The organism is Oxynema aestuarii AP17 (assembly GCF_012295525.1).
GTDB lineage: Bacteria > Cyanobacteriota > Cyanobacteriia > Cyanobacteriales > Laspinemataceae > Oxynema > Oxynema aestuarii.
The window spans coordinates 816551-839278 of record NZ_CP051167.1; the positions used below are offsets into that span (position 1 = coordinate 816551).

Below are 22728 nucleotides of genomic sequence, written 5' to 3' on the forward strand. Positions count from 1 at the left end.
ATTCGCTTAGAGGATAACGAGATGGAACCCAGGGTGTCGGTGGGGATTAAAATGTTCGGCAGTTCGTCGATATTTGGCGATCGTCTCGAAGAAAATCGGGGGGGGATTTGCTAAGGAAATCGGGATGGGGCGATCGCCGGGTCTGGAGTTAGGGGAAATCACCCTTTATCGATGTCTCAAGTCTCAGGGGCGCGCGATCGCCCGATCGATCGGCGGAGGGAATAGGGGAGAGGAACGGCGGCGATTTTTATCGGTTTTAACAAGATTTTGAGGGAGAAAATAGCAGATTTGGCCGCGATCGCCATTTTCGAGCAGAACCCGACTAAAAATATCCAGGCATAACAGATTAAAGCAAATTTTGGATCGGTTCTTGAATTGGACGATCGCCCTATCCCCAAGTTGTAGAATTTTTCAGCAACCTTTGAAAAAACACTATAAAATCGGCTAAAGCTTCGATCGCGATTCAGCATGAATTTAGATAAACCTTTAGGTTCGGTCATCCAAGGTTCTCTCTCCAAAGGCTTAGAAGTTCGCCTGCATCCCGACATTTCCGTTGAAGAAATGCGGGTTGGTAAGTTCTTAGTCGTTCGCGGGGCGCGATCTCAATTTTTCTGTTTGCTCACCGACGTCGCCCTCGGAACGACCAGCGATCGCATTTTGGTCAACCCTCCCCATCCCGAAGACGACTTCATGCAAGCCGTTCTCGCCGGAAGTGGCACCTACGGTAGAATCGAGCTGGCGCCGATGTTGATGCTCACCCCAGAAACCGACGATCGCGGGTGGAGCCCCGATTCCCTACTCAACACCCAAGGGAACGCCAATCAGGGTAACCGTAAGACTCCAGAAAACAGCAACAACGGCCAAAATAGCAATAACGGCGCCCTCGCCTCCTACCAAGCCCAAACTGGGGCGCCGATGGAACTGCTCCCGGTCAAAACCATTCCCAGCCACTTTTCCCAAGTTTACGACGCTTCCGAAGCCGATTTTCGCGCCGTCTTCGGTTGGGAAGACGACCCCCATCGCCGCAATTTCGCGATCGGTCAACCCCTCGATATGGAAGTCCCCGTCTGTATCGACCTCGATCGCTTCGTAGAGCGCAGTAATGGCGTTTTTGGCAAATCCGGCACCGGAAAGTCCTTCCTGACCCGTCTGTTGCTCTCTGGCATCATCCGCAAGCAAGCGGCAGTTAACCTGATTTTCGACATGCACTCGGAATACGGTTGGGAAGCGGCGACGGAAGGCAAGCAATTTAGTACGGTCAAGGGTTTGCGACAACTGTTTCCCGGACAGGTCGAAATTTACACTCTCGACCCGGAATCGACCCGCCGTCGGGGGGTTCGCGACGCCCAAGAACTGTATCTCGGTTACGACCAAATCGAAGTGGAAGACATTAGCTTGGTCGCCCGAGATTTGAATTTGTCGGAAGCGAGTATCGAAAATGCGATTATCTTGCGTAACGAATTCGGTAAAAGTTGGATTACCCAATTACTTTCGATGAGTAATGAAGATATCCAAATGTTTTGCGACGAAAAACGAGGCAATAAGTCTTCGATTATGGCCTTGCAGCGCAAGTTGATTCGTTTGGACGAACTGAAGTATATGCGCAATAGTTGCCCTCACAATTACGTGGGGCGCATTCTCGACGCCCTGAATGCGGGTAAACACGTCGTGATCGAGTTCGGGTCTCAGTCGAATATGCTCTCGTATATGTTGGCGACGAATGTGATCAGTCGTCGCATTCACGGGAGTTACGTCCAGAAGGCGGAGCAGTTTTTGCAAACGAAGGATCCCGGCGATCGCCCGCGTCAGTTGGTGATTACTATTGAGGAAGCTCACCGCTTTTTAGACTCGGCGACGGTCCGCCAGACGATTTTCGGCACGATCGCCCGGGAAATGCGAAAATATTTCGTGACGCTGTTAGTGGTAGACCAGCGCCCCTCGGGGATTGACAATGAGGTGATGTCCCAAGTCGGTACCCGGATTACGGCTTTACTCAACGACGATAAGGATATCGAGGCCATTTTTACCGGGGTTTCGGGAGGTCAAAATTTGCGATCGGTGTTGTCAAAACTGGACTCGAAGCAACAAGCGTTGATTCTCGGTCATGCGGTTCCGATGCCTGTGGTCGTCCGTACTCGTCCTTACGACGAAGCCTTTTATCGCGAAATTGGCGATGTGGCGTGGGATGAAATGGATGACGATACGGTGTTGAAGGCGGCGGAGTCGGCGAAAGCAGATTTGGGATTTTAACGGTTCTCCGGTTGAGATCGGTTTTTAAGAGGGGAAAAGTCTGTCGAATTGTAGTAATTTTCGCGAAATCTATCCCTAGGGAGATTTGCCAGCCCCCGAGGCGTTCGTATAGTAAGGGTATCTCGATCGCCCTAGGGGTGGCGCGGCGATCGAGCGTCCGCGACGGGGATCGTCCCTCCGAGCCCGGCGATCGCTATTTCCTCAACTGAGGGAATATTAGCATTAGCGCGGCGATCGCCCCTCGACAACGAAGGCGATCGGTAATTTTTGAACTTGAGTAGTTTTGCGGATGAAAAAATGTGTAGTATGTTGTATTATTAAAGTCCGGGGGTTCTAGATTCAAGACAATGACGGTTCGTGCAGAAACTGCATTTTTCTCGCTCTTGAAGTCTGGGAAACGCATGTGAAAAGACTTAAAACGATGGGGAAAAGTTTTAAAACCTTCCCTGTTGGTGTATCCCGTCAATCCACCGATCGCAACGGGTATTCAAAAATTATCTTATAAGGTGTAGGGGTTTAGCAAACTCGAATTCCTGGGCTGACCCAGAGTCCGAACCCATCTCAATCGGCACGACGTCCTAAGAACCGAAGGGTCTTTTGGGGGAGAGATCTGGGGGTGTACGGAGATTACTCCTTCAAGCCGAATCCCGGCCAACAGTGAATCGGTTCATACTGAAACTAGCGTATATTGTTTGCCATCCGCGATCGCCAAAAGATGAAAAGCGGGAGATTTTAATTTTCTCTTCGTCCGAAGTAGGAGGCGATCGCGCTGTAGTCAAAACCGCGTTCCTCTCTCCGAATTTCCTGTCTCCGATTTTTAATGGCTTGAGAGCCTCCCCGCCAACAACAAGCCTTCCCCTGTTCGCGCGGGAAACCGATTGCGCCCATCGAAACAGAACTGCCCTCTCAAAAAAAACCTAATTTTCCTCTTTACTGGGGAATCTGTCTGCCGTACAATGGATTAAAGCAAACTCATAATGACTTCGTTTTAATAAGCCGACCGTGAGGATGACCTCCCGAAGGGAGAAAGGGCAGGTCGAAGCAAGAGAACGCATCAATTGTCCGTAGCCTCAATCTGCCCGTAGCCTCAGTTTTCCCGACACCGATCCCGACTCAGACCTATTCTGCCCGAGGAGCCGGGTGCGGAGTTGCTAGATATTTGATTTTGTTTGGAGTAGTGCTTACCCATGCCCACCATAAAAACTCGGCCAACCACCCGCAAACAGACCTATATGGGCGCCAGACGCGGCGACTCGACGGATTCGATTCGGAGTTACCTCCACGAAATCGGTCGGGTTCCCCTGCTCTCCCACGAGCAAGAAATTGTTTATGGCAAACAGGTGCAACAAATGATGGGCCTGCTTGAAGCCAAACAAGAGTTGGAGAAGACCCTCGATCGCGAACCAACCGAGACAGAGTGGGCCGCGCACGTCAGCAAAGACCTCGAAGAGCTCAGACAATTGCTCAAAGTCGGACGCAGAGCCAAACAAAAGATGATCGAAGCCAACTTGCGCTTGGTGGTGGCGATCGCCAAAAAATACCAGAAGCGCAACTTGGAATTTCTCGATCTGATTCAAGAAGGAACCCTCGGTTTAGAAAGAGGCGTCGAGAAATTCGACCCGATGCGCGGGTATAAATTCTCGACCTATGCGTACTGGTGGATTCGTCAAGCGATCACCCGGGCGATCGCCCAGCAAGCGCGCACGATCCGCCTGCCGATTCACATTACCGAAAAACTCAATAAGATCAAGAAAGCCCAACGAGAACTGACCCAAACCTTGGGTCGCAATCCCACCCCGAACGACTTAGCGGAAGAACTCGACCTCGAACCCGCGCAGATTCGAGAATACTTGCTGATGTCGCGCCAACCCGTCTCCTTAGATTTGCGCGTCGGCGACAATCAGGACACCGAACTGCAAGATCTGCTCGAAGACGCGGATGCTTCGCCAGAAAACTACATCACCCAAGAGTTACTGCGCGAAGACATCGAGAGCTTGCTCTCCGAGTTGACCAACCAGCAAAGAGATGTAATCATCTTGCGTTTCGGGCTCAAAGACGGACGGGAACTCTCCTTAGCCAAGGTGGGAGAACAACTCAATCTCAGCCGCGAACGAGTGCGCCAGTTAGAGCATCAAGCTTTGGCGCAATTGCGGCGGCGGCGAGCCAACGTGCAGGAATATCTCGCCAGCTAGCTCAATGAAACGGTCTGATTTACCCGTTTGGGGGGAGGTGAAGGTGCCTCCCCTTTTTTGTTGTTTTTATTTTTTGTTTTTTTAAAAGGTAACGCGATCGCCCAAGCGTTCGAGCATCTTCGGGCCGATTCCCGGAACCCGATCTAAATCCGATAGAGAGGTAAAAGGTCCTTCGCGACGGGCCGCGACGATGCGCGCGGCTAAGGTCGGGCCGATTCCGGGGAGGGTTTCTAATTCTGCCGCCGTGGCGAGATTGACGTTGATTTGTGGCGCTACGGTCGGGGCTGCGGCTTGGGAGTCGGCACCGCATCGGGCGATCGCCGCTTCGATCCGTTCTTGTTGCTTGGGGGACAATCCCAGCAAGGCATTGTCGTAGAGGCGATCGAATTCACGCTGGAAATGGGCGGCGACCGTGGGATTGGTCAACACCAGTAAGGTTTCGTCATTTTGCGTGTTGGCACTAACAGACCAATTGTGAGACCCAGCGATCGCCGTGGTGTTGTCGATCAGGGCGAATTTGTGATGGAGACGATCGCCCGGTGCTAGCTGTGGCACGCCGACGGTGGCGATCGCCTCGGACCAAGGACGATTGAAAGCTTCCACCCGGCATCGATCGTCCGGTAACGCCACGCCTAACAAGTCCAAACTTTCGCTATACGAACGATAGGCAAAACTCGGATCGACGAGCAAGCGCACCAGAACCCCGGCGCGGTGCCGCGTTTCCAGGATGTCGGCCAATTCCTGCACGGAAAAGACAAATAACGCTAAGTCGATCGCCCGGTCGGCATTCCCAAGGGTGGCGCCGATCGTGCCGTTGACCGACTCTTCCCAGGGGACTCGGCTCGAACTGGGGGCAAAGTGAACGGAGATCGTCGTTTCTCCGACTTGGAAGGTGCGATCGTCCCGCCACGGCTTGTTTATCCCAAAACGGCTGTCCGACTGTCCTCCCGGTCCGTCACCCCACATCAGCTCGAATTCTTCTGCAAACGCTGCCGCCAGTTCGGGACTGTCAATTTTGAGTAAATTATTCGGATTGCCGCGACTGGACGGATCGGCAAAATCGCCGTGAATGCCACTGGTGGTGAAATTGGCAGAAGTGGCGATCGTCGTGCGACCGTCTACCACGACGAACTTGTGATGCATTAAACCGCTCCCTTTGGAGCCGTCGGCGGTATTGTCGAGGACTTCGATCCCGGCGTCGCGCAAGATGACTAAGGCGTCTCCCGTGGCGATTTCTTCCGGGCTGAGGGTGCCGTCGTCGTCGCGATCGACTAACTGGCGGAATTCCTCGTAGCGACCGCGATCGCGCTCGTCCAACCCGGCGACTTCTGCGGCGCTCAAATCGCTCCAGGGACGGTTGTAGGTGTTTTCGATAATCACGCGAACTCTCACTCCGGCGCGGTGCCGTTCGACCAAGGCGCGGGCAATTTCGGGAAGTCGAAATTCTTGAACGGCGAGATCGATCTGGGTTTGTGCCGAGGCGATCGCCTCGACGATAACCTGTTCTAAATTATCGCCCTGACGGCGGAAATCTCGATAGGGTTCTCGATATTCGGCTGCCGGATTGTGATTGAAATAAACTTGTACCGCCGGATCTTGAGGTAAGGGAGGAACGGAGCGAGTGAGACGCTCTAGAGGAGGACGAGTCCAACAGGCCGAAAGTAAGAAGAGGGGAGATAAGATGGCCAGTTGACCCCAGAGAGGTATCGACTTCGCACGATCGATCATGGCAAGTAACGGGAGCAAGATCGCTTTACTTTTAGAGTGTTTTTATTCTATTGTGATTTTATTTTATATTTGAGTTTTTAAAAATTTGTTACCCTATCTTTTTTTCTGAGATTGTATCAGCTAATCCGATAGCCATCGGCGATCGCCTCAATCCGCGAAAGTCGAATCACTTACAACGCGCGTCGCCTCGTACCGAGAATGAAGCACGGAGGCGGGCGATCGAGCGATCGCGATCGGATCCGCAAATATGATAGGATCCCCCTATCTTGAATTCCTGGTTCACCCTTGTCATTGCAGTGACATCCTCCCGACGCTGAATCAAAGATTACAGCGCGGGCTTCCCAGTCTCACGATTGGGTATTCCTGCCCCACGCCACTTATCTAGGTCATAGACCCCCGACAGACCGACTTGACAGGCGGTTTCCGTTCCCCAGAGTCCCTGGGATACTACGTTTTCTTGTCCACGATGCAAAACCATCTCTGCTGCGGCACGATCCCGATGCGTTCGATACCCACACTCAGGACAATGATGCTCTCTGACTTCCAACCCTTTGCTCGCCGTAGCAAGGCAGTTGGGACAGGTTTGACTGGTGCCGTTGGGGTTGACTTTAGCAAAGTAGACCCCCCGTTTCCAGCACACCCATTCCGTCAGAGACAGGAATTGTCCGAAGGCAGCATCTACACAATCTGTTCGCAACATCCCTCGCGTCAAGCCTTTGACGTTGAGGTCTTCTGCAAAGATGGTTGGCGCCCGGTCGCAAAGCTGATGAGCCGTCTTCAGATGGAAATCTTTACGACGGTTCGCAATGCGATGGTGCATTCTAGCCACTTCGATTTGCGCCTTCTCCCAGTTTTGAGAACCCTTCTGTTTTCGAGCCGCTCTGCGTTGCAGCAATTTCAGCTTGCGTTGCATCGACTTGAAAAACTGGGGTCGCTTTTGGAAAGAGCCATCGGAAGCGGTCAAGAATCGCTGCAATCCCAGATCAATCCCGATCGCCCGACCGTGAACCGGGACATCGGGAACCGATATATCCGATTCAATCGTGACGACAACATACCATTGTGTACCCCGTACCCTGGACAGTACCCTTACCTGTTTTACCTTGAACCCGTCAGGGATGGGTCGATGCAGGTTGATGGGTACTTCCCCAATTTTTGGCAACTTGATTGTGAAGCCATTGATAGGATTGTTCTTGAACTGGGGAAATACAAAGGATTTGAATTGACCGAACTTTTTGAAACGAGGGAATCCATGTCCCCGTTTCTGAAAGGCTTCCCAGGTATCGTGCAGTCTGCGAATTGTGGTCTGCAACACCTGAGAATGTACCTTACCCAGATGCGGGAATTGCTTCTTCGCTTTGGGCAGGTTGTTCTGCTGACGATGGTAGGACGGAAATGGTTCATCGGCAGGAATGATGTATTCCTTCTCCAGCGAGCATCGGTCTACCGAACACTTACGAGAAGCAATCCAGTCTTTGAGTTCGCGCAAAGCGTAGTTATATACGCCTCGGCACGTCTCAAGCCACGACCGCAGTTCAGTCTGCTGTACGACATTTGGATAGATTCGGTAAGTGTAGTTCATGGTCAGCATGACTATAATTTACTACAGGCTATAGCTGCTGGTAAATGCTGGTCTCATCCCCTTCGTAGGGCTTGGCCCTTCCCGTAGAGTGGGGATGAGACTTTTCAAGGGGAGTCCATGGATCCCGACGCTGATGCTTCGCATACAGCGCGGGACTTATCGCTCCCCGAACCCCTTAAAAGTTAAACTGCCAGGGCTAAGGACAGCTCTATAAATTGGGAACGGCGTGCCAGCGCTCGAATAAGCGATCGAGGGAATAAGAATCATTCTGAGTTGGAATTGCAGTACCATGAGATCTGTAGCCGACCGATGGGTCAGCAACCCGCACGCTCAGTGACGGGGCTTCATGTCTCACCTTCAGTAGGGACGTTTCGCGAAACGCCCCTACCCAGCCTAAGTCTTGAGTGACTATGTTTTTAAGGTGACGCGATCGCAGATTGAGGTCTGGGTCTGCTGAATTTGAGGGCGCGGCGTCCGCGCTCGGGTAGTTGCGCTCTTGAGGTGTGGAAACAAAAGCCAACACCACTGTTTTATGCCAAGAAGAAAAAAAACCTTTCCGTGCGGCCATAAAGGATACGGTCAGAAGTGCCACCGATGCGACCAAGAGCAAAAAGCGAGGGAGCAAGAAGTCGAAGCTTGCGCTCAAAAGCGACAGCAGAAGCTCGAATGGGAGGCATCTTTCGATCGCGATCCGATCGATTTGCGTGCCTTACCCGATTATGTCGTGGTCAAGGCGCGGGCGATTATTGACGGCTTAAATAACCAGCGCAACTATCGGGAGTTTGGCGGAAAACGTTTGCGCCACGATCGCCGAATTATCAGCATTCCCGTCACGCGCAACTATCGGATGATTTGTCGGGATGCGGGCAGTATGGCCGTTCCGGAAGCGGTTTTGTCACACGAAGACTACAATGTGTGCAAACCGGGGAGTTAGACACTTGGGGTTAGGAAAGAGACTCGTTCGGCTCCAATCCCGACTCCCTCAAGCCATCTAAAAACTAAACTCTAAAATCTAAACTCTAAAATCTCACGCCCCCAGTAAAACCTACAATGGGAAAAGCCGATCGTGAGGGCGTAGCTGCGCTCGATAACGCCATGCAGATTTATTTAGATTACAGTGCGACAACACCGCCGCGTCCGGAGGCGATCGCCGCCGTCCGAGAAGCGTTCGATCTCCAGTGGGGCAACCCTTCGAGCTTGCACGAATGGGGACAACGGGCCGCCACGGCGATCGAAATGGCGAGAATTAGAGTGGCGAATTTAGTGAATGCGCCGCCGGAATCGATCGTGTTCACCTCGGGAGGAACCGAAGCGGATAATTTAGCGATCGCCGGGATTGCGCTCCAGTACGACAGACCGCAACACCTGATTATTTCGAGCGTCGAGCATTCGGCGATCGCCAAAACCGTCGAAGCGTTGGAAAAACGGGGATGGGAGGTGACCCGCTTGGGGGTAGACCGTCAGGGACGGGTCAATCCGAGCGAATTACAAAACGCCTTGCAACGCAATACAGTTTTAGTGTCGGTGATTTACGGACAAAGCGAAGTAGGAACAGTCCAACCGATTCAAGTCTTGGGAGATATCGCGCGATCGCACGGGGTTCCCTTCCACACCGACGCCGTGCAAGTCGCGGGACGGTTGCCCGTGGATTTGGAAAAACTGCCCGTAGACCTGCTGTCCCTATCCAGTCACAAGATTTACGGACCCCAGGGAGCGGGGGCGCTTTACCTGCGCGACGGGATCGAATTGGCGCCCTTATTCGGGGGAGGCGGACAAGAACGGGGGTTGCGGTCGGGGACCCAAGCGGTGGGGGCGATCGCCGGATTTGGGGTAGCGGCGCAACTGGCGAGCCGAGAGATGAGCCGGGAAGTGCCGCGCTTGTGTGCCTTGCGCGATCGCCTCTTCGACGCCCTCGCCGACGTTCCCGAACTGATTCCCACGGGCGATCGCTGGCAGCGCTTGCCTCATCACGTCAGCTTTTGTCTGGCGGCGCCCGGACGGGAAAAACCGATTTCCGGTCGAGATTTAGTGCGTCAGATGAATTTAGCGGGAATTGGCATCAGTTCCGGTTCGGCGTGCAGTAGCGGCAAACTTAACCCCAGTCCGGTGTTGCTGGCGATGGGTTACGAGCCAGAATTGGCGACGGCAGCAATTCGGATGACCTTGGGACGGGAAACCACTGCCGCCGATATCGACTGGACGGCAATGGTTCTGAAACAAACGATCCGGCGATTGTTGGCGCGTCCCCTGTGCGTGAGCGTCTGAAAGGGCGGACTACATCGGCCCGATCGCGCCGAGCCACTGAGGTAAGTTTTCGGCGATCGTGCTGGTCACGTGCTGACTTAACGGCAAACAATCGAGGGCGATCGCCACGCACAACAGCATCAAGTAAGAGATCGAATATTTGAACAGCGATCGGGCCTTTTCCCGGTCGTGGGGGTCGGCGAGCAGTTGCCACGCCTTGCGTGCGAAGATGGCGCCCAAGGCGATCGCCGTCGCCCCGTAAATTGCCCCACTGACGTGCAACGGGTAAACCAACAGCAACGTCAGGGGGAGCAGCAACAGGGTATAGAGCCAGATTTGGCGGGCCGTATCCTCATCCCCTTCAATCACGGGCAGCATCGGCACCCCGACCGCCGCGTAGTCGTCCCGGATCATCATCGCCAAAGCCCAGAAATGGGGAGGCGTCCAGAAAAAGATAATGGCGAAGACGACCCACGGCGCCCATCCGAGATCCCCAGTCACCGCCGCCCAGCCGACCAAAGGAGGAATCGCCCCGGCGGCGCCGCCGACCACGATATTTTGAGTGCTGTGGCGTTTGAGGAAGTGAGTGTAAATCAAGACGTAGAAAACGATGCCCGACATCGCCAGTAAAGCGGCGAGCAGGTTGGCGAAGGTGGCGAGCAGGGTAAACGAGGCGATCGCCAACGACGCGGCAAACAGGGCGGCATCGCGCGGTTGGACGCGACCGGAGGGAATCGGACGCGATCGCGTGCGTTCCATGATGTAATCGATATCGCAATCGTAGAGACAGTTAATCGTATTCGCCGATGCTGCGGCCATTGCCCCTCCCGCGACCGTCGCTAAGGCCAACACGGGATCGACTCGTCCGTGAGAAGCCAAGACCATGCCCGCGATCGTGGTCATCAACAGCAGCAAGATAATGCGGGGTTTGGTCAATTGATAGTAACTGCGAAAAACCTGGAGCAGATTGTCGTGGTGTCGTCGGACACCCGTCCCGATGATGTCTTGCATGAATTTTTTCCTGATAAGCTTTTAAGATGCCGAGGGTATGGAGCATCTGTCAAGAGTTCGACGGTCTTGCGAATCTGGTTAATTATGGCGTAGATGCAAGGGTTGCCGCCCGGTCTCGAAGGGCTAACACGGTAAAGACCACTAAAGTGCCGAGCAAGGTGGCCCCGGTCGCTTGGTGGGCGACGGTGAGCGGTTCGACTTGTAAGTGCAGGTAAAAGGTGGCGATTCCCAAGCCAATTTGTAGCAGCAATAAGAAGCCGGAGAACTTGGCGAGTCGGCGCAGGGTACCGTGGAGGGCTGGCGTCCGCCAAGCGAGGACGACCAAGGTAGCGGTCGTCAGGGTGGGAGGAACGACTCCGGCGAGGTGGGCGTTCATGACGCTACAGAGTTGCTGGTAGCCGAAACACTGGTGTAGTGCCCATTGGGAGCCGACGAGGCCGCCTAAAAGGCTTTGCAAATAGACGAAAATGCTGCTGGTCAAGCCGACCCAGGGGAGTTTGCCCACGGTTCCGGTGCCTTCGTAGGGAAGGAGTACGGCGCCGATAACCAGGACGATGGTGAAGAAGATTAAGGCCGTGGCGAGGTGAGCAGTTACGATGTCAAAGCGCAGGAGTTCGGTAACCGTGAGGCCGCCGAGGAGTCCTTGAAAGACGATCGCCCCTAATGCGAGGGTGGAAGCCCAGGGCAACCAACCGGGGAGCGATCGCCGATCCCACCAGGATAAAGCGGTTAAGGCGATCGCGCTCAGGCCGATGGCGGCGGCATCCAAGCGGTGGAACCATTCGAGAAAGACTTGCAGGTTCATCTGTTCGGTCGGCACCAACTGCCCGTAACATAACGGCCAATCCGGGCAAGCCAAACCTGCATTCATGACGCGAGTGGCGCTGCCTACGGCCATTAACAACAGGGTCGCGATCGCGATTTTCCACACCAACCGCCGAATTCGATCCCGAGGTCGAGTGTTGCTCCGTGCCAGAGCGGCATTTCTATCCAGGACTGAATGGGCCATAACTCCTACTTCCTTGGCATCACTGACAGGCGAAACCAGTCGCCTGGGTGAGTATTTACTCACGAAAACTTTACATCCCTTGGGGGGCTGTTAAATGTTCCAGTTACTACAATAACGACGCGATCGAGCCAGATAAAATGCTTTAGTGTTTTTTTTCGATTGTGGAAACGGAGGCGGGAACCGGGGGCGGCGCGATCGCAAAAAGTTGTGTAAGTTTACAAAACCACCCGCGAGCGCTCTGTCCCCCGCAATGTCGGCCCGTCCTACCCGAAGCGCGATCGACTCGGGCGGTTCAATCCCAAAGAAATCATAAAGATTTCGAGACATTGGCCGCCGAGGCTCAAGGAGCTGCTTTAACGTGATAGGGGAAAGCGAGCCGAAAAACTTGTTAACTTAACGGAGTAAGTCACCCCTGTGGCGATCGCGCGTCGGGTCGAGACCCCCTCGGATCGGCGTCGAGTTCGGACAGGGGTGTGGATTGCGAGGAGGTATGACGTGAATATACCCAGTTCGATCGTCACGATGCTGGCAGGCATCATTTTGACTATCGTCAGTTACTGGTTCGGACAGCATAACGGACTGATGCCCCAAGCCGCCTCTGAGGAAGCGCCTTGGGTCGATGGTTTGTTCAATACGATGATGACCATCGCCACGGGTTTATTTTTACTCGTGCAAGGAATTATCATTATTTCCGTATTCAAATACAGACGGCGACCCGGAGACGAAACCGACGGGCCGCCCATTGAAGGAAACATTCCCCTAGAAATCTTGTGGACGGCGATCCCCGCCACGATCGTCTTGGGTTTGGGAATTTACAGTTTCGAGGTCTACAACTCGATGGGCGGGTTAGATCCGATGGCCTCTCACGATCCCAAAACCATGCACGCCGAGGTCAGACATTCCGGGGCGGCGATCGCGGCGCCCCTACCGGGAGCCACCGAAACCCCCGAAGCAAGCGACGCCGAACAAGTCGCCCTCGGCGTCGGCGCGTCCCCCGGGACCCAAGGTCGGGATGCCGACGTCAGCGTTAACGTCCTCGGATTGCAATTTGCCTGGATTTTCACCTATCCCGACAGTGGGGTCACCTCCGGCGAACTGCATCTACCTGCCGGAAAAGAAGCCAAATTAACGATCGCCGCCAGCGATGTCATCCACGCCTTGTGGATTCCTCAATTCCGGCTCAAACAAGATGCCATTCCCGGACGGGACACCGAACTGCGGTTCGTCCCCAAAGACGTCGGCACCTATCCGGTCGTTTGCGCCGAACTGTGCGGCGCCTATCACGGCGGCATGAAAGCTCAGGTCGTCGTCGAAGAACCGGAAGTATTCGAGGCATGGCTGCAAAGCCAGATTGCCGCCCAACAGAGCGGCGACGATCGCGCGATCGCCCTCAACACCGACTCATTGAGCGAAGCCGAATACCTGCAACCTTACGCCGACGAAATCGGGGTCAATGCCCAAGGCTTAGGTCAACTACACCCGCCCCAAGCCGAGGGATCCCACAAAATCCACCATCATATTTAACAGCCGAACGGGTCGATCGCCCGATCCCGAGATCCGCGCGATCGAAAACCGTGCATCCGTCACAACCATTCAGTTATGACCCAAGTAGATACCCCTGAAAACGCCACCCCGGAAACCCTCGACGGGCATCACCGGACCCCCTGGCGCGAATACTTCACCTTCAGTACCGACCACAAAGTCATTGGTATTCAATACCTCGTCGTCACCTTCATCTTCTACCTCATTGGCGGCGCCCTCGCTACCGCCGTTCGCACCGAACTGGCGACCCCGGAAGTCGATTTTGTCAGCCGGGAACTCTACAACAGCCTGTTTACGATCCACGCCACGATCATGATCTTCCTGTGGATCGTCCCCGCCGGAACCGGAGCCTTTGGCAACTATCTCATCCCCCTGATGATCGGCGCCAAAGACATGGCCTTCCCCCGCTTAAACGCCCTCGCCTTCTGGATGATTATCCCCGGCGGGATCTTACTCATCCTCAGCTTCTTCGTCAGTGGGGGCGCCGCCGGAGCCGGATGGACCTCCTACCCGCCCTTGAGTACCACCGGAAGTAAAGCCGGGGAAATGCTCTGGATTCTGAGCGTCTTAATCCTCGGAACCTCATCAATTATGGGCGGCGTCAACTTCATCACCACTATCCTCAAAATGCGGATGCCGGGGATGACCCTCAACGACATGCCCTTATTCTGCTGGGCGATGGTCGCCGCCTCCATTTTGATTTTGATGTCCACCCCGGTCTTGGCAGGGGCCTTAGTCCTGCTCAGTTTCGACCTGATCGCAGGAACCGCCTTCTTCAATCCGATGGGAGGAGGAGATCCGATCGTTTACCAGCACATGTTTTGGTTTTACTCCCACCCGGCGGTGTACATCATGATCCTGCCGATTTTCGGCCTGATCTCGGAAATTCTGCCCGTTCACGCCCGCAAACCGATTTTCGGCTATCAGGCGATCGCCTATTCCAGCTTGGCCATTAGCTTCCTCGGTCTGATTGTCTGGGCTCACCACATGTTCACCAGTGGCACCCCCGGCTGGTTGCGAATGTTCTTCATGATTGCCACCATGATTATCGCCGTCCCCACCGGGATTAAAGTCTTTAGCTGGCTGGCGACGATCTGGGGCGGCAAATTGCGGCTCAACAGCGCCATGTTATTCGGACTCGGGTTTATTTCGATGTTCGTCATCGGCGGTTTGAGCGGGATCATGATTGCGTCCGTTCCCTTCGACATTCACGTTCACGATACCTATTTCATCGTCGCTCACCTTCACTACGTCCTCTTTGGCGGCAGCGTCTTCGGTCTCTACGGTGGCATCTATCATTGGTTCCCCAAAATGACCGGACGGATGATGAACGAAACCCTCGGACGATTGCACTTCGTTTTAACTTTTGTCGGCTTTAACCTCTGTTTCTTGCCGATGCATTACTTAGGATTGCAAGGAATGCCCCGACGGGTGGCGGAATACGACCCGCAGTTTGCAACGGTGAATATGGTCTGTACCGTCGGCTCGTTCTTGTTGGCTATTTCTACCTTTCCGTTGATTATCAACGCGATTTGGAGTTGGATTCGCGGGCCGCAAGCGACTGGCAATCCCTGGAAAGCACTGACCCTGGAATGGCAGACCAGTTCGCCGCCGCCTGTAGAGAATTTCTTGGAGGAACCCGTGTTGTGGACGGGGCCTTACGATTACGGGATCGACTCGTTCGAGCGCAGCGATCGCGATCGCACGGTGAACGAACTGCTGGCTGAAGTGAAAGCCGATGTCGGTTAAATCGGAGTAGGTAGGGATACGGGATCTCGTATCCCTACACCCCGTGCAGACTTTAATTTTTTCTCTGTTTTCTCTGTTGTTATTGTTACCGAGTACAACTCATGCAAGGTTCCACTGTTGACTCTTCGGAACGTGTCGTTTACGGGGAAACTCGTGGGGGACATGGCGCCGCTCACGAAGAACATCCAGACCATCGTATTTTCGGGATCGCGATGTTCCTGATTGCCGAATCGATGATTTTCCTGGGGTTATTTGCCGCTTACGGCACATTTCGCCTGATGAACCCGACCTGGCCCCCGGAAGGAACGCCGGAAATGGAGTTACTCGTCCCGGGGATCAATACGATTATCCTGATTTCGAGTAGTTTCGTGATGAATCAAGGCAATCGGGCGATTAAGAATGACGATCTCAAAGGATTGCGCCTCTGGTTTGGGGCGACGGCATTGATGGGGGCGATCTTCCTCGCCGGGCAGCTTTACGAGTACAATCACACGGGTTTCGGTCTGACGGATAATATTTTTACGAGTACGTTTTACGTGTTGACCGGGTTTCACGGGTTGCACGTTTGTTTTGGTTTGTTTTTGATTTTGGCGGTGTTGACGCGATCGCTCAAAGCCGGACGTTACAGCAGCCACGCTCATTTCGGACCGGAAGCGGCGGAGTTGTACTGGCATTTCGTCGATGTCATTTGGATTATTTTATTTACGATTCTGTATCTGTTGTAGGGGCGATCGCCTCCGGTTCGTTGGGCGTCGAGTACCCCTATTTTCCCCCATCCCTTAAGGGTTCGGGGGTGTTTTTTTTGGATTGAATTTTTTGATAGAAGGCGGGCGATCGGCATTTTTAATTCCGCTTCATTTGTAGTATCGCTTTATTAAAATTTCCCAGATGACCGAAGGGATGAAAGTATAGAGCGATGTCTAAATCGAGTCGATCGAGGATCCCCCCCAACCCCCCTTAACAAGGGGGGAGTTCGGTCAAGGCCCCCTTGTTAAGAGGGGATTTGGGGGGATTGAGGGGGATTGAAGTTGTCCCTGATGGGTTTGAAAAAAGCGATAGTTGTCCTTCATGGAAACTTTAAAGACTCGGTGAAATGGCGATCGCCGCTCCCTCTCCTCACAATCCCAGTAATTCTACGGATAAACTCGGTGGCAGTCGCCAAGGTCAAATGTATTTTTTTGATAAAGATACTGGTATTTCGCCGATTTCTGCAATATTCTGAAGAAACGACGCCCACAAGCCCGTAATTTCACGGACGATCGACGGAGGCGATCGCGGTAGAGCTTTAAAATGCATATTTAAAAACTTTTGTCAATACTTCCCGAACAAAGGGAGAGAGAACGGGCGATCGTCATCAGAAGTTTGTGTTAAAACCAATGTAAACAAAAAGCAATTATTCCACTTCTCATTCAACAAATTTAATTTGACAACTTGAATTCCATCGAGTTAAAACAAAAAATAGTTCTGAAACACTCGAAAATTATTTTTTCAACCCGTAGAAATAGTTAAAAAAGCAAAAGCTTGATAACTGTTTTTTTGGGCAACTGTTTCTCGCCTACTTTTCTCGTCAACACTTAACTAAAAACGAGAAAAAAAATTGACTCAATTCGAGTATAAAAAACGACGAAACGAGGATAATTCTGCATGAAAGTTGCAATTTTAGCCGGAGGACTGGGGACCAGAATTTCCGAAGAAACGGAAAGCAAACCCAAACCGATGGTCGAAATCGGCGGAAGACCGATCCTATGGCATATCATGATGAACTATGCCTATCACGGATTTAAAGACTTTGCGATCGCCCTCGGCTATAAAGGCGAAGTCATCAAAAAATACATGGTCGATTACTGTTCCCTCAACAGTAACCTTACCGTCGATCTCGGTACCGGAAACGTAGACGTACACGGCGGACTGCGCCTCGACTGGAAAGTCGATTTAGTCGATACCGGACTCTACACCAACACGGGCGGACGGATAAAAAGACTCGCCCCTTACGTTAACAACGAAACCTTCATGCTCACCTGGGGTGACGGCGTTTCCGACCTTAACTTAAGGGATCTTTTAGACTTCCACCGTTCCCACGGCAAACTCGCCACCCTCACCGCCGTCAGACCCCCAGCGCGTTTCGGACATTTGGAAATCGAAGGCGATTCCATCTGTGAATTTTCCGAAAAACCGCAAACCAAAGAAGGATGGATAAACGGCGCCTTCTTCGTCCTCGAACCCGGCGTGTTCGACTACATCGAAGGAGACGATACCCAGTGGGAAAAAGCCCCCTTAGAAAACCTCGCCAAAGACGGACAACTGATGGCATATCGCCATAACTCCTTTTGGCAATGTATGGACACCTTGCGCGACAAACGGCTCCTCGAAAGCCTGTGGATGAGCGGTAAAGCACCTTGGAAATTGTGGGAGGACGACAATGCGATTGTTAGTGACGGGACACAAAGGATATATCGGCACCGTGATGGTACCCCTATTGCTGGAAGCCGGGTATGAAGTCGTCGGATTAGATAGCGACCTTTACCAGCGCTGTACCTTCGGCGAAGGTATCCGCGAAATTACTGAAATTCAAAAAGACATTCGCGACGTCGAACGGGCTGACGTCGAAGGCTTCGACGCCGTTCTCCACTTAGCGGGTCTCTCCAACGACCCCCTCGGCGACTTAAATCCCGACCTGACCTACGACATCAACTATCAAGCGTCAGTCAACCTCGCCAAACTCGCCAAACAAGCTGGAGTCGAACGCTTTATCTTCTCCTCCTCGTGCAGCAACTACGGCGCCGGAGGTCAAGACTGGCTCACGGAAGAGTCCGCCTTCAACCCCGTCACCCCTTACGGCGAATCGAAAGTGCGAGTGGAACGCGACGTCGCCGAACTCGCCGACGACAACTTCAGTCCCACCTTTTTGAGAAACTCCACCGCCTACGGTGTTTCTCCCCGACTGCGGTTCGATTTAGTCCTCAATAACCTGGTCGCCTGGGCGTTTACCACCGGACGGGTTTATATCAAAAGTGACGGCACCCCCTGGCGACCCATCGTTCATATCGAGGATATTTCCCGCGCTTTCCTCGCCGTTCTCGAAGCCCCTCGGGAAGCAATTCACAATCAAGCTTTTAACGTCGGGCGCAACGAAGACAACTATCAAATCCGGGAATTGGCCGATATCGTTAAAGAAACCGTGCCCAACTGCGAGATCGAATATGCCAAAGATGCGGGACCGGACAAACGGTGTTATCGGGTCGATTGCAGTAAAATCTTGCGCGTGCTGCCGAATTTTAAACCGCAGTGGAACGCGCGGAAAGGGGCGCAGGAACTGTACGACACCTATCAAAAAATCGGATTGACCCTCGAAGAATTTGAAGGGGCGAAATACAAGCGCATCGCTCACATTCAGCAATTGTTGTCTACTGGAGAACTCGACAGCAATTTGCGGTGGAAAACGGCAGTTCCTAAAGTAAGTGCCGTGTAATTCGTTCGTCGTCGCGCGTTTGGGCTAAATCTGTAGGTTCGGACGCGCGACGCCCAGTATTTTTAGCGTATCGGAAAGAACTTATGAACGCTTCACAGCCGACGTGCCGCTCTTGCGGACATTCCGATCTCAAACCGATTGTTTCTTTTGGGATTACGACCCTGGCCGACGCTTTAGTGACGAAAGAACAACTCGGTGAAGAAGAATATACTGCTCCTTTGGACTTGGTTTTTTGTCCCGAATGTACCTTGGTTCAGATTACCGAAAGTGTGCCGCCGGAAATTCTTTTTTGTCGGGATTATCCTTATTTTTCTTCAGTTTCTAAATCGCTGCTCGAACATTTCGGAAAGAGTGCCAGAGCATTAATCGAACGGCGATCGCTGGATGAAAATAGTCTGGTCATCGAAGCGGCGAGTAATGACGGTTACATGCTAAAAAACTTCGCTGAAAAAGGGATTCCCGTATTGGGAATCGACCCGGCGTCCGGTCCGGTAGAGGCAGCTCGGAAAGCAGGGATTGACACTCTGTGTACGTTTTTTGGCAAAGATCTGGCCCGTCAGTTACGTGAAGAAGGGAAACAAGCGGACGTATTTTTAGGGAATAATGTTTTAGCCCACGTTCCCGACTTAAATGGGTTTGTTGAAGGGATTAAAATTCTGTTAAAAGAAACCGGGGTGGCGGTCATCGAAGCCCCTTACTTGGTGGATTTAGTAGACCACTGTGAATTCGACACGATTTATCATCAACATTTGTGTTATTTTTCGGTGACGGCGTTAGATCGGTTATTCCGCCGTCATGGATTATTTCTGAATGACATTCAACGGACGTCGATTCATGGCGGGTCGTTGCGGTTGTTTGTGGAACCGAAGGAAGCGATCGCAGATTCGGTGAAGGGGTTGTTAAAAATGGAAGCGGAACGGGGAGTAGACCGCTTGGATTATTATCGGGATTTTGCCGCCCGGATTAAAGCGATTAAAACGAAGTTGTTAGAGATTCTTTGGGATCTGAAAAAAGAAGGAAAAACAATTGTCGGATACGGGGCGGCGGCGAAGGCGACGACGTTGTTGAGTTATTTTGGGATCGATACGGAATTGCTCGATTATATTGCCGATTTGAATCCGTTCAAGCAGGGGCGGTATATGGGGGGCAATCATATTCCGATCGTGGCGCCGAGTCAGTTGTTGGAAGATCGGCCCGATTACGTGTTGATTTTGGCGTGGAATTTTGCTGAAGAGATTATGCAGCAACAGTCTGGCTATCGGGAACGGGGGGGGAAATTTATTATTCCGATTCCGGAACCGAAGGTGGTAGGAAATGAGCGGTAATCGTTGGAGGCGATCGTGTATCGTCAGGGGCTAGTTTTCTGTTTGTGTGCTTTGGTTTCGTTCGGTTTGGTGACGTGCAAGCCATTTGTGCTGATGGCTAATTTTCTTGAATATTCCGGAAAATTAGCCATCCAAAGTGGTAGGATTAAATTGTGGATTTTTACCACCAAGATGCCGAAAAAATATGTCACCCCGAAAGAAGCGCAAGCAATTCTCGGAGTCTCTGAGAAGACCCTGCGAAATTGGGACAAACAAGGAAAAATACGTGCAATTAGAATTCCCTCTGGACATCGCAGGTATGACATATCCTCGATTGACGGAAAGAAAAATAGAGCCAGGATCATCTATGCCAGAGTCAGCAGTCACAAGCAAAAAGCAGACCAAGACCGGCAAGCAGATTACCTACTTTGCCTCTACCCAAGAGCCGAAGTCATCAAAGAAATCGGGTCAGGACTCAACTACAATCGAAAAAAATTTAAAGCCATTCTGGAACGAGTTATGTCAGGAGATGTCGAACAGCTTGTGGTCGGGCACAAAGACAGATTGGCAAGATTTGGATTTGAGTTGCTCAAATGGATTTGCGAACTCAACCATACAGAACTCGTGGTTTGCAACAACACAGAACTTAGTCCAGAAAAAGAAATGGTGGAAGACATACTGGCAATCGTTCACGTCTTCTCTTGCCGACTCTATGGACTCAGGAAATACAAGTCTCAAATCAAAGAAGATCCGGGTTTACCCTGAAACCGAATTAAAGATGACTTGGCGCAAGTGGCTGGCAGCTAGCAGATATTGCTATAACGCCGGAATGGCAAGATTACGCGATACTTACTTTGAAGGGCTTAAATTACCTAGTGCTTATGACTTGCGTCAGGTGGTGATGTCGAATATCCCGGAATGGGTAAATTCAACTCCCTTTAATTTGCGTGGAGCGGCGGTGCTCGACGCTCATGCCGCCTTTAAAAACACTCCCAAAGAACACAAGCTGAGGCCAAAGTTTCGGAGTTGCCGTCAACCCGTTTCATCCTTTAAGTTACAGTCTCAAAACTGGAGAGGGGGCACGACCTACCCAACGCACAAAACCGAGTCAGGAATTAAGCTAAAGGAGCTAAAAGTTAATGCCAGTGAAGAAATACCAGCAGCGATTCCGAGCGATTTTAATGTCATTTTGGATCGAGGTAGATGGTTTATAGCCTACACCGTCGAAGAGGAAAGGCTGACCAATCCTCATCAACAGGCGATCGCCCTAGACCCTGGAGTGAGAACTTTTTTGACTGGTTTTGACGGCAACAAGGTCATTGAACTAGGCAACGGCTCAATCTCGCGCATTGTCAAGCTCTGTAAGCGTTTAGATCGGATTCAGTCAGAAACTGCTAAAGCTAAAGGTAGAGACAATAAGCGCGAAAGATTCAAGCTAAGAAAGCTGGCTCGGCAGCTAAGAATAAAAATTAGAAACCTGGTTGATGAATGTCACAAAAAGACTGCTGCTTTCTTGACCTCTAATTACTCCCAGGTCATTATTCCCGACTTTAAGTCATCGTCTATGGTCTACAGAGCCAAGCGAAAGATTAACCATAAAACAGCACGTTCTTTGCTCACTTGGGCGCACTACCGCTTTAAACAGAGGCTGGTTCACCAAGCAGTTAAACGAGGCTGCCAGGTAATAGAAGTCACGGAAGAATATACAAGCAAAACCTGCTCAAAATGCGGGCAGATTCACAATCGGCTAGGCGGTTCTAAGAAATTTATCTGCCCCAATTGCTCCCATAGAATCGACCGGGATGCTAATGGCAGTATCAATGTCTTCTTGAAAACAATCTCTGGCAATTAGCCAGAGCCAGGTAAGATAGCACCTAATACACAGTATTACTAGGTTTTACCAGTAATTACCGGGTTAAAGACTATCTGCTACCGACTCGCGGACATGAGGTAGCAAACGGCTGGGTTCATCTGTCGAGTACACGAGGAGAACTGCTCCGGTTGGGTTCTTCGACCGAGCAAACGGCGAGTGTGGTTTTTGATTTCGATCGCAACGGCGTTAATGATTTCGCGATCGCCGCTCGCAGTCGCGGACCGTCGATTGTAGGATATCGGCGGTCCGCGACGGGGTGGGACGCTTACGCGATCGAACCGGAGACCTTAGCGATTGAAGCGGGGGGAGTCGATTACGACATTGACGGGGACGGCGATCGCGATCTGGATGTCGTCGTCGGCGAGCATCAGTTGGAGCATCCGGAAACCGCGAAAGTCTATTGGTTTGAGAATCGCGACGGTGTGGGTCTTCAGTGGAAGTCCCATCTGGTTGCCGTGGGCGACGAACACCATGACGGCACTCAGGCGATCGATCTCGATCGCGACGGCGATCTCGACTTGATTTCGATCGGTTGGGGACACGATCGCGTTCTCATTTACGAAAATATAAGGGTTTCGGGCGATCTTCATGCAAGTCCCGAGCCATAAACTCCGAAGAAATACGCATGGCACCCCTGCACGAAGGAGAAAATTGGCAAAAATTCCGTATTTCTTCTTAAAGTTCTCATCAAGATTAAATAAAGTTTTCATCAAAACTCCGTGAAGATGCTTACATCTGGACGGGGATCGGATTATGATGGGGAAGAATTCACGAG

At 52.2% G+C, this 22728-nt stretch carries 18 protein-coding genes; 13 read left to right on the forward strand and 5 right to left on the reverse strand.

Translation table 11 applies throughout. The features are described from left to right. The first annotated feature begins 468 nt into the window (after positions 1 to 468). Together HCG48_RS03335 and HCG48_RS03340 are read left to right on the forward strand one after the other, a co-directional pair. Complete coding sequence (locus HCG48_RS03335) at positions 469 to 2250, forward strand: helicase HerA domain-containing protein (RefSeq protein WP_168567888.1); 1782 nt, start codon at positions 469 to 471, stop codon at positions 2248 to 2250. A gap of 1187 nt (positions 2251 to 3437) precedes the next feature. Beyond that, the gene (locus HCG48_RS03340; protein WP_168567889.1) at positions 3438 to 4442 is read left to right on the forward strand and encodes an RNA polymerase sigma factor, RpoD/SigA family; all 1005 of its coding nucleotides are present in this window, start codon (positions 3438 to 3440) and stop codon (positions 4440 to 4442) included. 81 nt (positions 4443 to 4523) lie between these two features. On the opposite strand, the gene HCG48_RS03345 is transcribed toward HCG48_RS03340, so the two are convergent. From HCG48_RS03345 to HCG48_RS03355, 3 genes are all read right to left on the reverse strand, one after another. After that, positions 4524 to 6170, reverse strand: coding sequence for a phospholipase D-like domain-containing protein (locus HCG48_RS03345; RefSeq protein ID WP_168567890.1), 1647 nt, complete (start codon positions 6168 to 6170; stop codon positions 4524 to 4526). A gap of 325 nt (positions 6171 to 6495) precedes the next feature. Then, positions 6496 to 7761, reverse strand: coding sequence for an RNA-guided endonuclease InsQ/TnpB family protein (locus HCG48_RS03350; protein WP_210437160.1), 1266 nt, complete (start codon positions 7759 to 7761; stop codon positions 6496 to 6498). 199 nt (positions 7762 to 7960) lie between these two features. After that, positions 7961 to 8275 carry a hypothetical protein gene (locus HCG48_RS03355; RefSeq protein ID WP_168567891.1) on the reverse strand — a complete coding sequence of 105 codons (315 nt, stop codon included), beginning with the start codon at positions 8273 to 8275 and terminating at the stop codon, positions 7961 to 7963. Between the two features lie 9 nt (positions 8276 to 8284). Here HCG48_RS03355 and HCG48_RS03360 point away from each other — a divergent pair, with 9 nt between their 5' ends. Beyond that, the gene (locus HCG48_RS03360) at positions 8285 to 8686 is read left to right on the forward strand and encodes a DUF7682 family zinc-binding protein (RefSeq protein ID WP_168567892.1); all 402 of its coding nucleotides are present in this window, start codon (positions 8285 to 8287) and stop codon (positions 8684 to 8686) included. Positions 8687 to 8847: 161 nt separating this feature from the next. Beyond that, the gene (locus HCG48_RS03365) at positions 8848 to 10017 is read left to right on the forward strand and encodes a cysteine desulfurase family protein (RefSeq protein ID WP_168571721.1); all 1170 of its coding nucleotides are present in this window, start codon (positions 8848 to 8850) and stop codon (positions 10015 to 10017) included. 9 nt (positions 10018 to 10026) lie between these two features. Here the strand turns inward: HCG48_RS03365 and HCG48_RS03370 are convergent, their stop codons facing one another. Both HCG48_RS03370 and HCG48_RS03375 read right to left on the reverse strand, forming a co-directional pair. Beyond that, positions 10027 to 11007 carry a heme o synthase gene (locus tag HCG48_RS03370; protein ID WP_168567893.1) on the reverse strand — a complete coding sequence of 327 codons (981 nt, stop codon included), beginning with the start codon at positions 11005 to 11007 and terminating at the stop codon, positions 10027 to 10029. 82 nt (positions 11008 to 11089) lie between these two features. Next, positions 11090 to 12016 carry a COX15/CtaA family protein gene (locus HCG48_RS03375; RefSeq protein ID WP_168567894.1) on the reverse strand — a complete coding sequence of 309 codons (927 nt, stop codon included), beginning with the start codon at positions 12014 to 12016 and terminating at the stop codon, positions 11090 to 11092. A gap of 495 nt (positions 12017 to 12511) precedes the next feature. On the opposite strand from HCG48_RS03375, the gene HCG48_RS03380 reads away from it, so the two are divergent. The 9 genes from HCG48_RS03380 (at position 12512) to HCG48_RS03420 (ending at position 22561) form a co-directional block, all read left to right on the forward strand. Further along, positions 12512 to 13540, forward strand: coding sequence for a cytochrome c oxidase subunit II (locus HCG48_RS03380; RefSeq protein WP_168567895.1), 1029 nt, complete (start codon positions 12512 to 12514; stop codon positions 13538 to 13540). Positions 13541 to 13615: 75 nt separating this feature from the next. After that, on the forward strand, positions 13616 to 15307 hold the full coding sequence (gene ctaD / locus HCG48_RS03385; RefSeq protein WP_168567896.1) for a cytochrome c oxidase subunit I: 1692 nt from the start codon (positions 13616 to 13618) through the stop codon (positions 15305 to 15307). Between the two features lie 101 nt (positions 15308 to 15408). Beyond that, positions 15409 to 16032, forward strand: a complete 624-nt coding sequence (locus HCG48_RS03390; protein ID WP_168567897.1) for a cytochrome c oxidase subunit 3 — start codon at positions 15409 to 15411, stop codon at positions 16030 to 16032. A gap of 919 nt (positions 16033 to 16951) precedes the next feature. Further along, positions 16952 to 17803 (forward strand): glucose-1-phosphate cytidylyltransferase, encoded by an 852-nt coding sequence (rfbF, locus tag HCG48_RS03395; protein WP_168567898.1) that lies wholly within the window; start codon positions 16952 to 16954, stop codon positions 17801 to 17803. After that, positions 17727 to 18776, forward strand: coding sequence for an NAD-dependent epimerase/dehydratase family protein (locus HCG48_RS03400; RefSeq protein ID WP_168567899.1), 1050 nt, complete (start codon positions 17727 to 17729; stop codon positions 18774 to 18776). The genes rfbF and HCG48_RS03400 overlap by 77 nt, the downstream gene beginning before the upstream one ends. 83 nt (positions 18777 to 18859) lie before the next feature. Then, positions 18860 to 20101, forward strand: coding sequence for a class I SAM-dependent methyltransferase (locus tag HCG48_RS03405; protein ID WP_168567900.1), 1242 nt, complete (start codon positions 18860 to 18862; stop codon positions 20099 to 20101). Between the two features lie 171 nt (positions 20102 to 20272). Next, positions 20273 to 20845: an IS607 family transposase gene (locus HCG48_RS03410; protein WP_168571722.1), complete on the forward strand. Its 573-nt coding sequence runs from the start codon at positions 20273 to 20275 to the stop codon at positions 20843 to 20845. Then, positions 20793 to 21932 carry an RNA-guided endonuclease InsQ/TnpB family protein gene (locus HCG48_RS03415; protein ID WP_168567901.1) on the forward strand — a complete coding sequence of 380 codons (1140 nt, stop codon included), beginning with the start codon at positions 20793 to 20795 and terminating at the stop codon, positions 21930 to 21932. Before HCG48_RS03410 ends, HCG48_RS03415 begins: the two co-directional genes overlap by 53 nt. Positions 21933 to 22081: 149 nt before the next feature. Continuing rightward, a complete protein-coding gene (locus HCG48_RS03420) occupies positions 22082 to 22561 on the forward strand; it encodes an FG-GAP-like repeat-containing protein (protein WP_168567902.1) in 480 nt (159 codons plus the stop codon). Positions 22562 to 22728 lie beyond the last annotated feature (167 nt).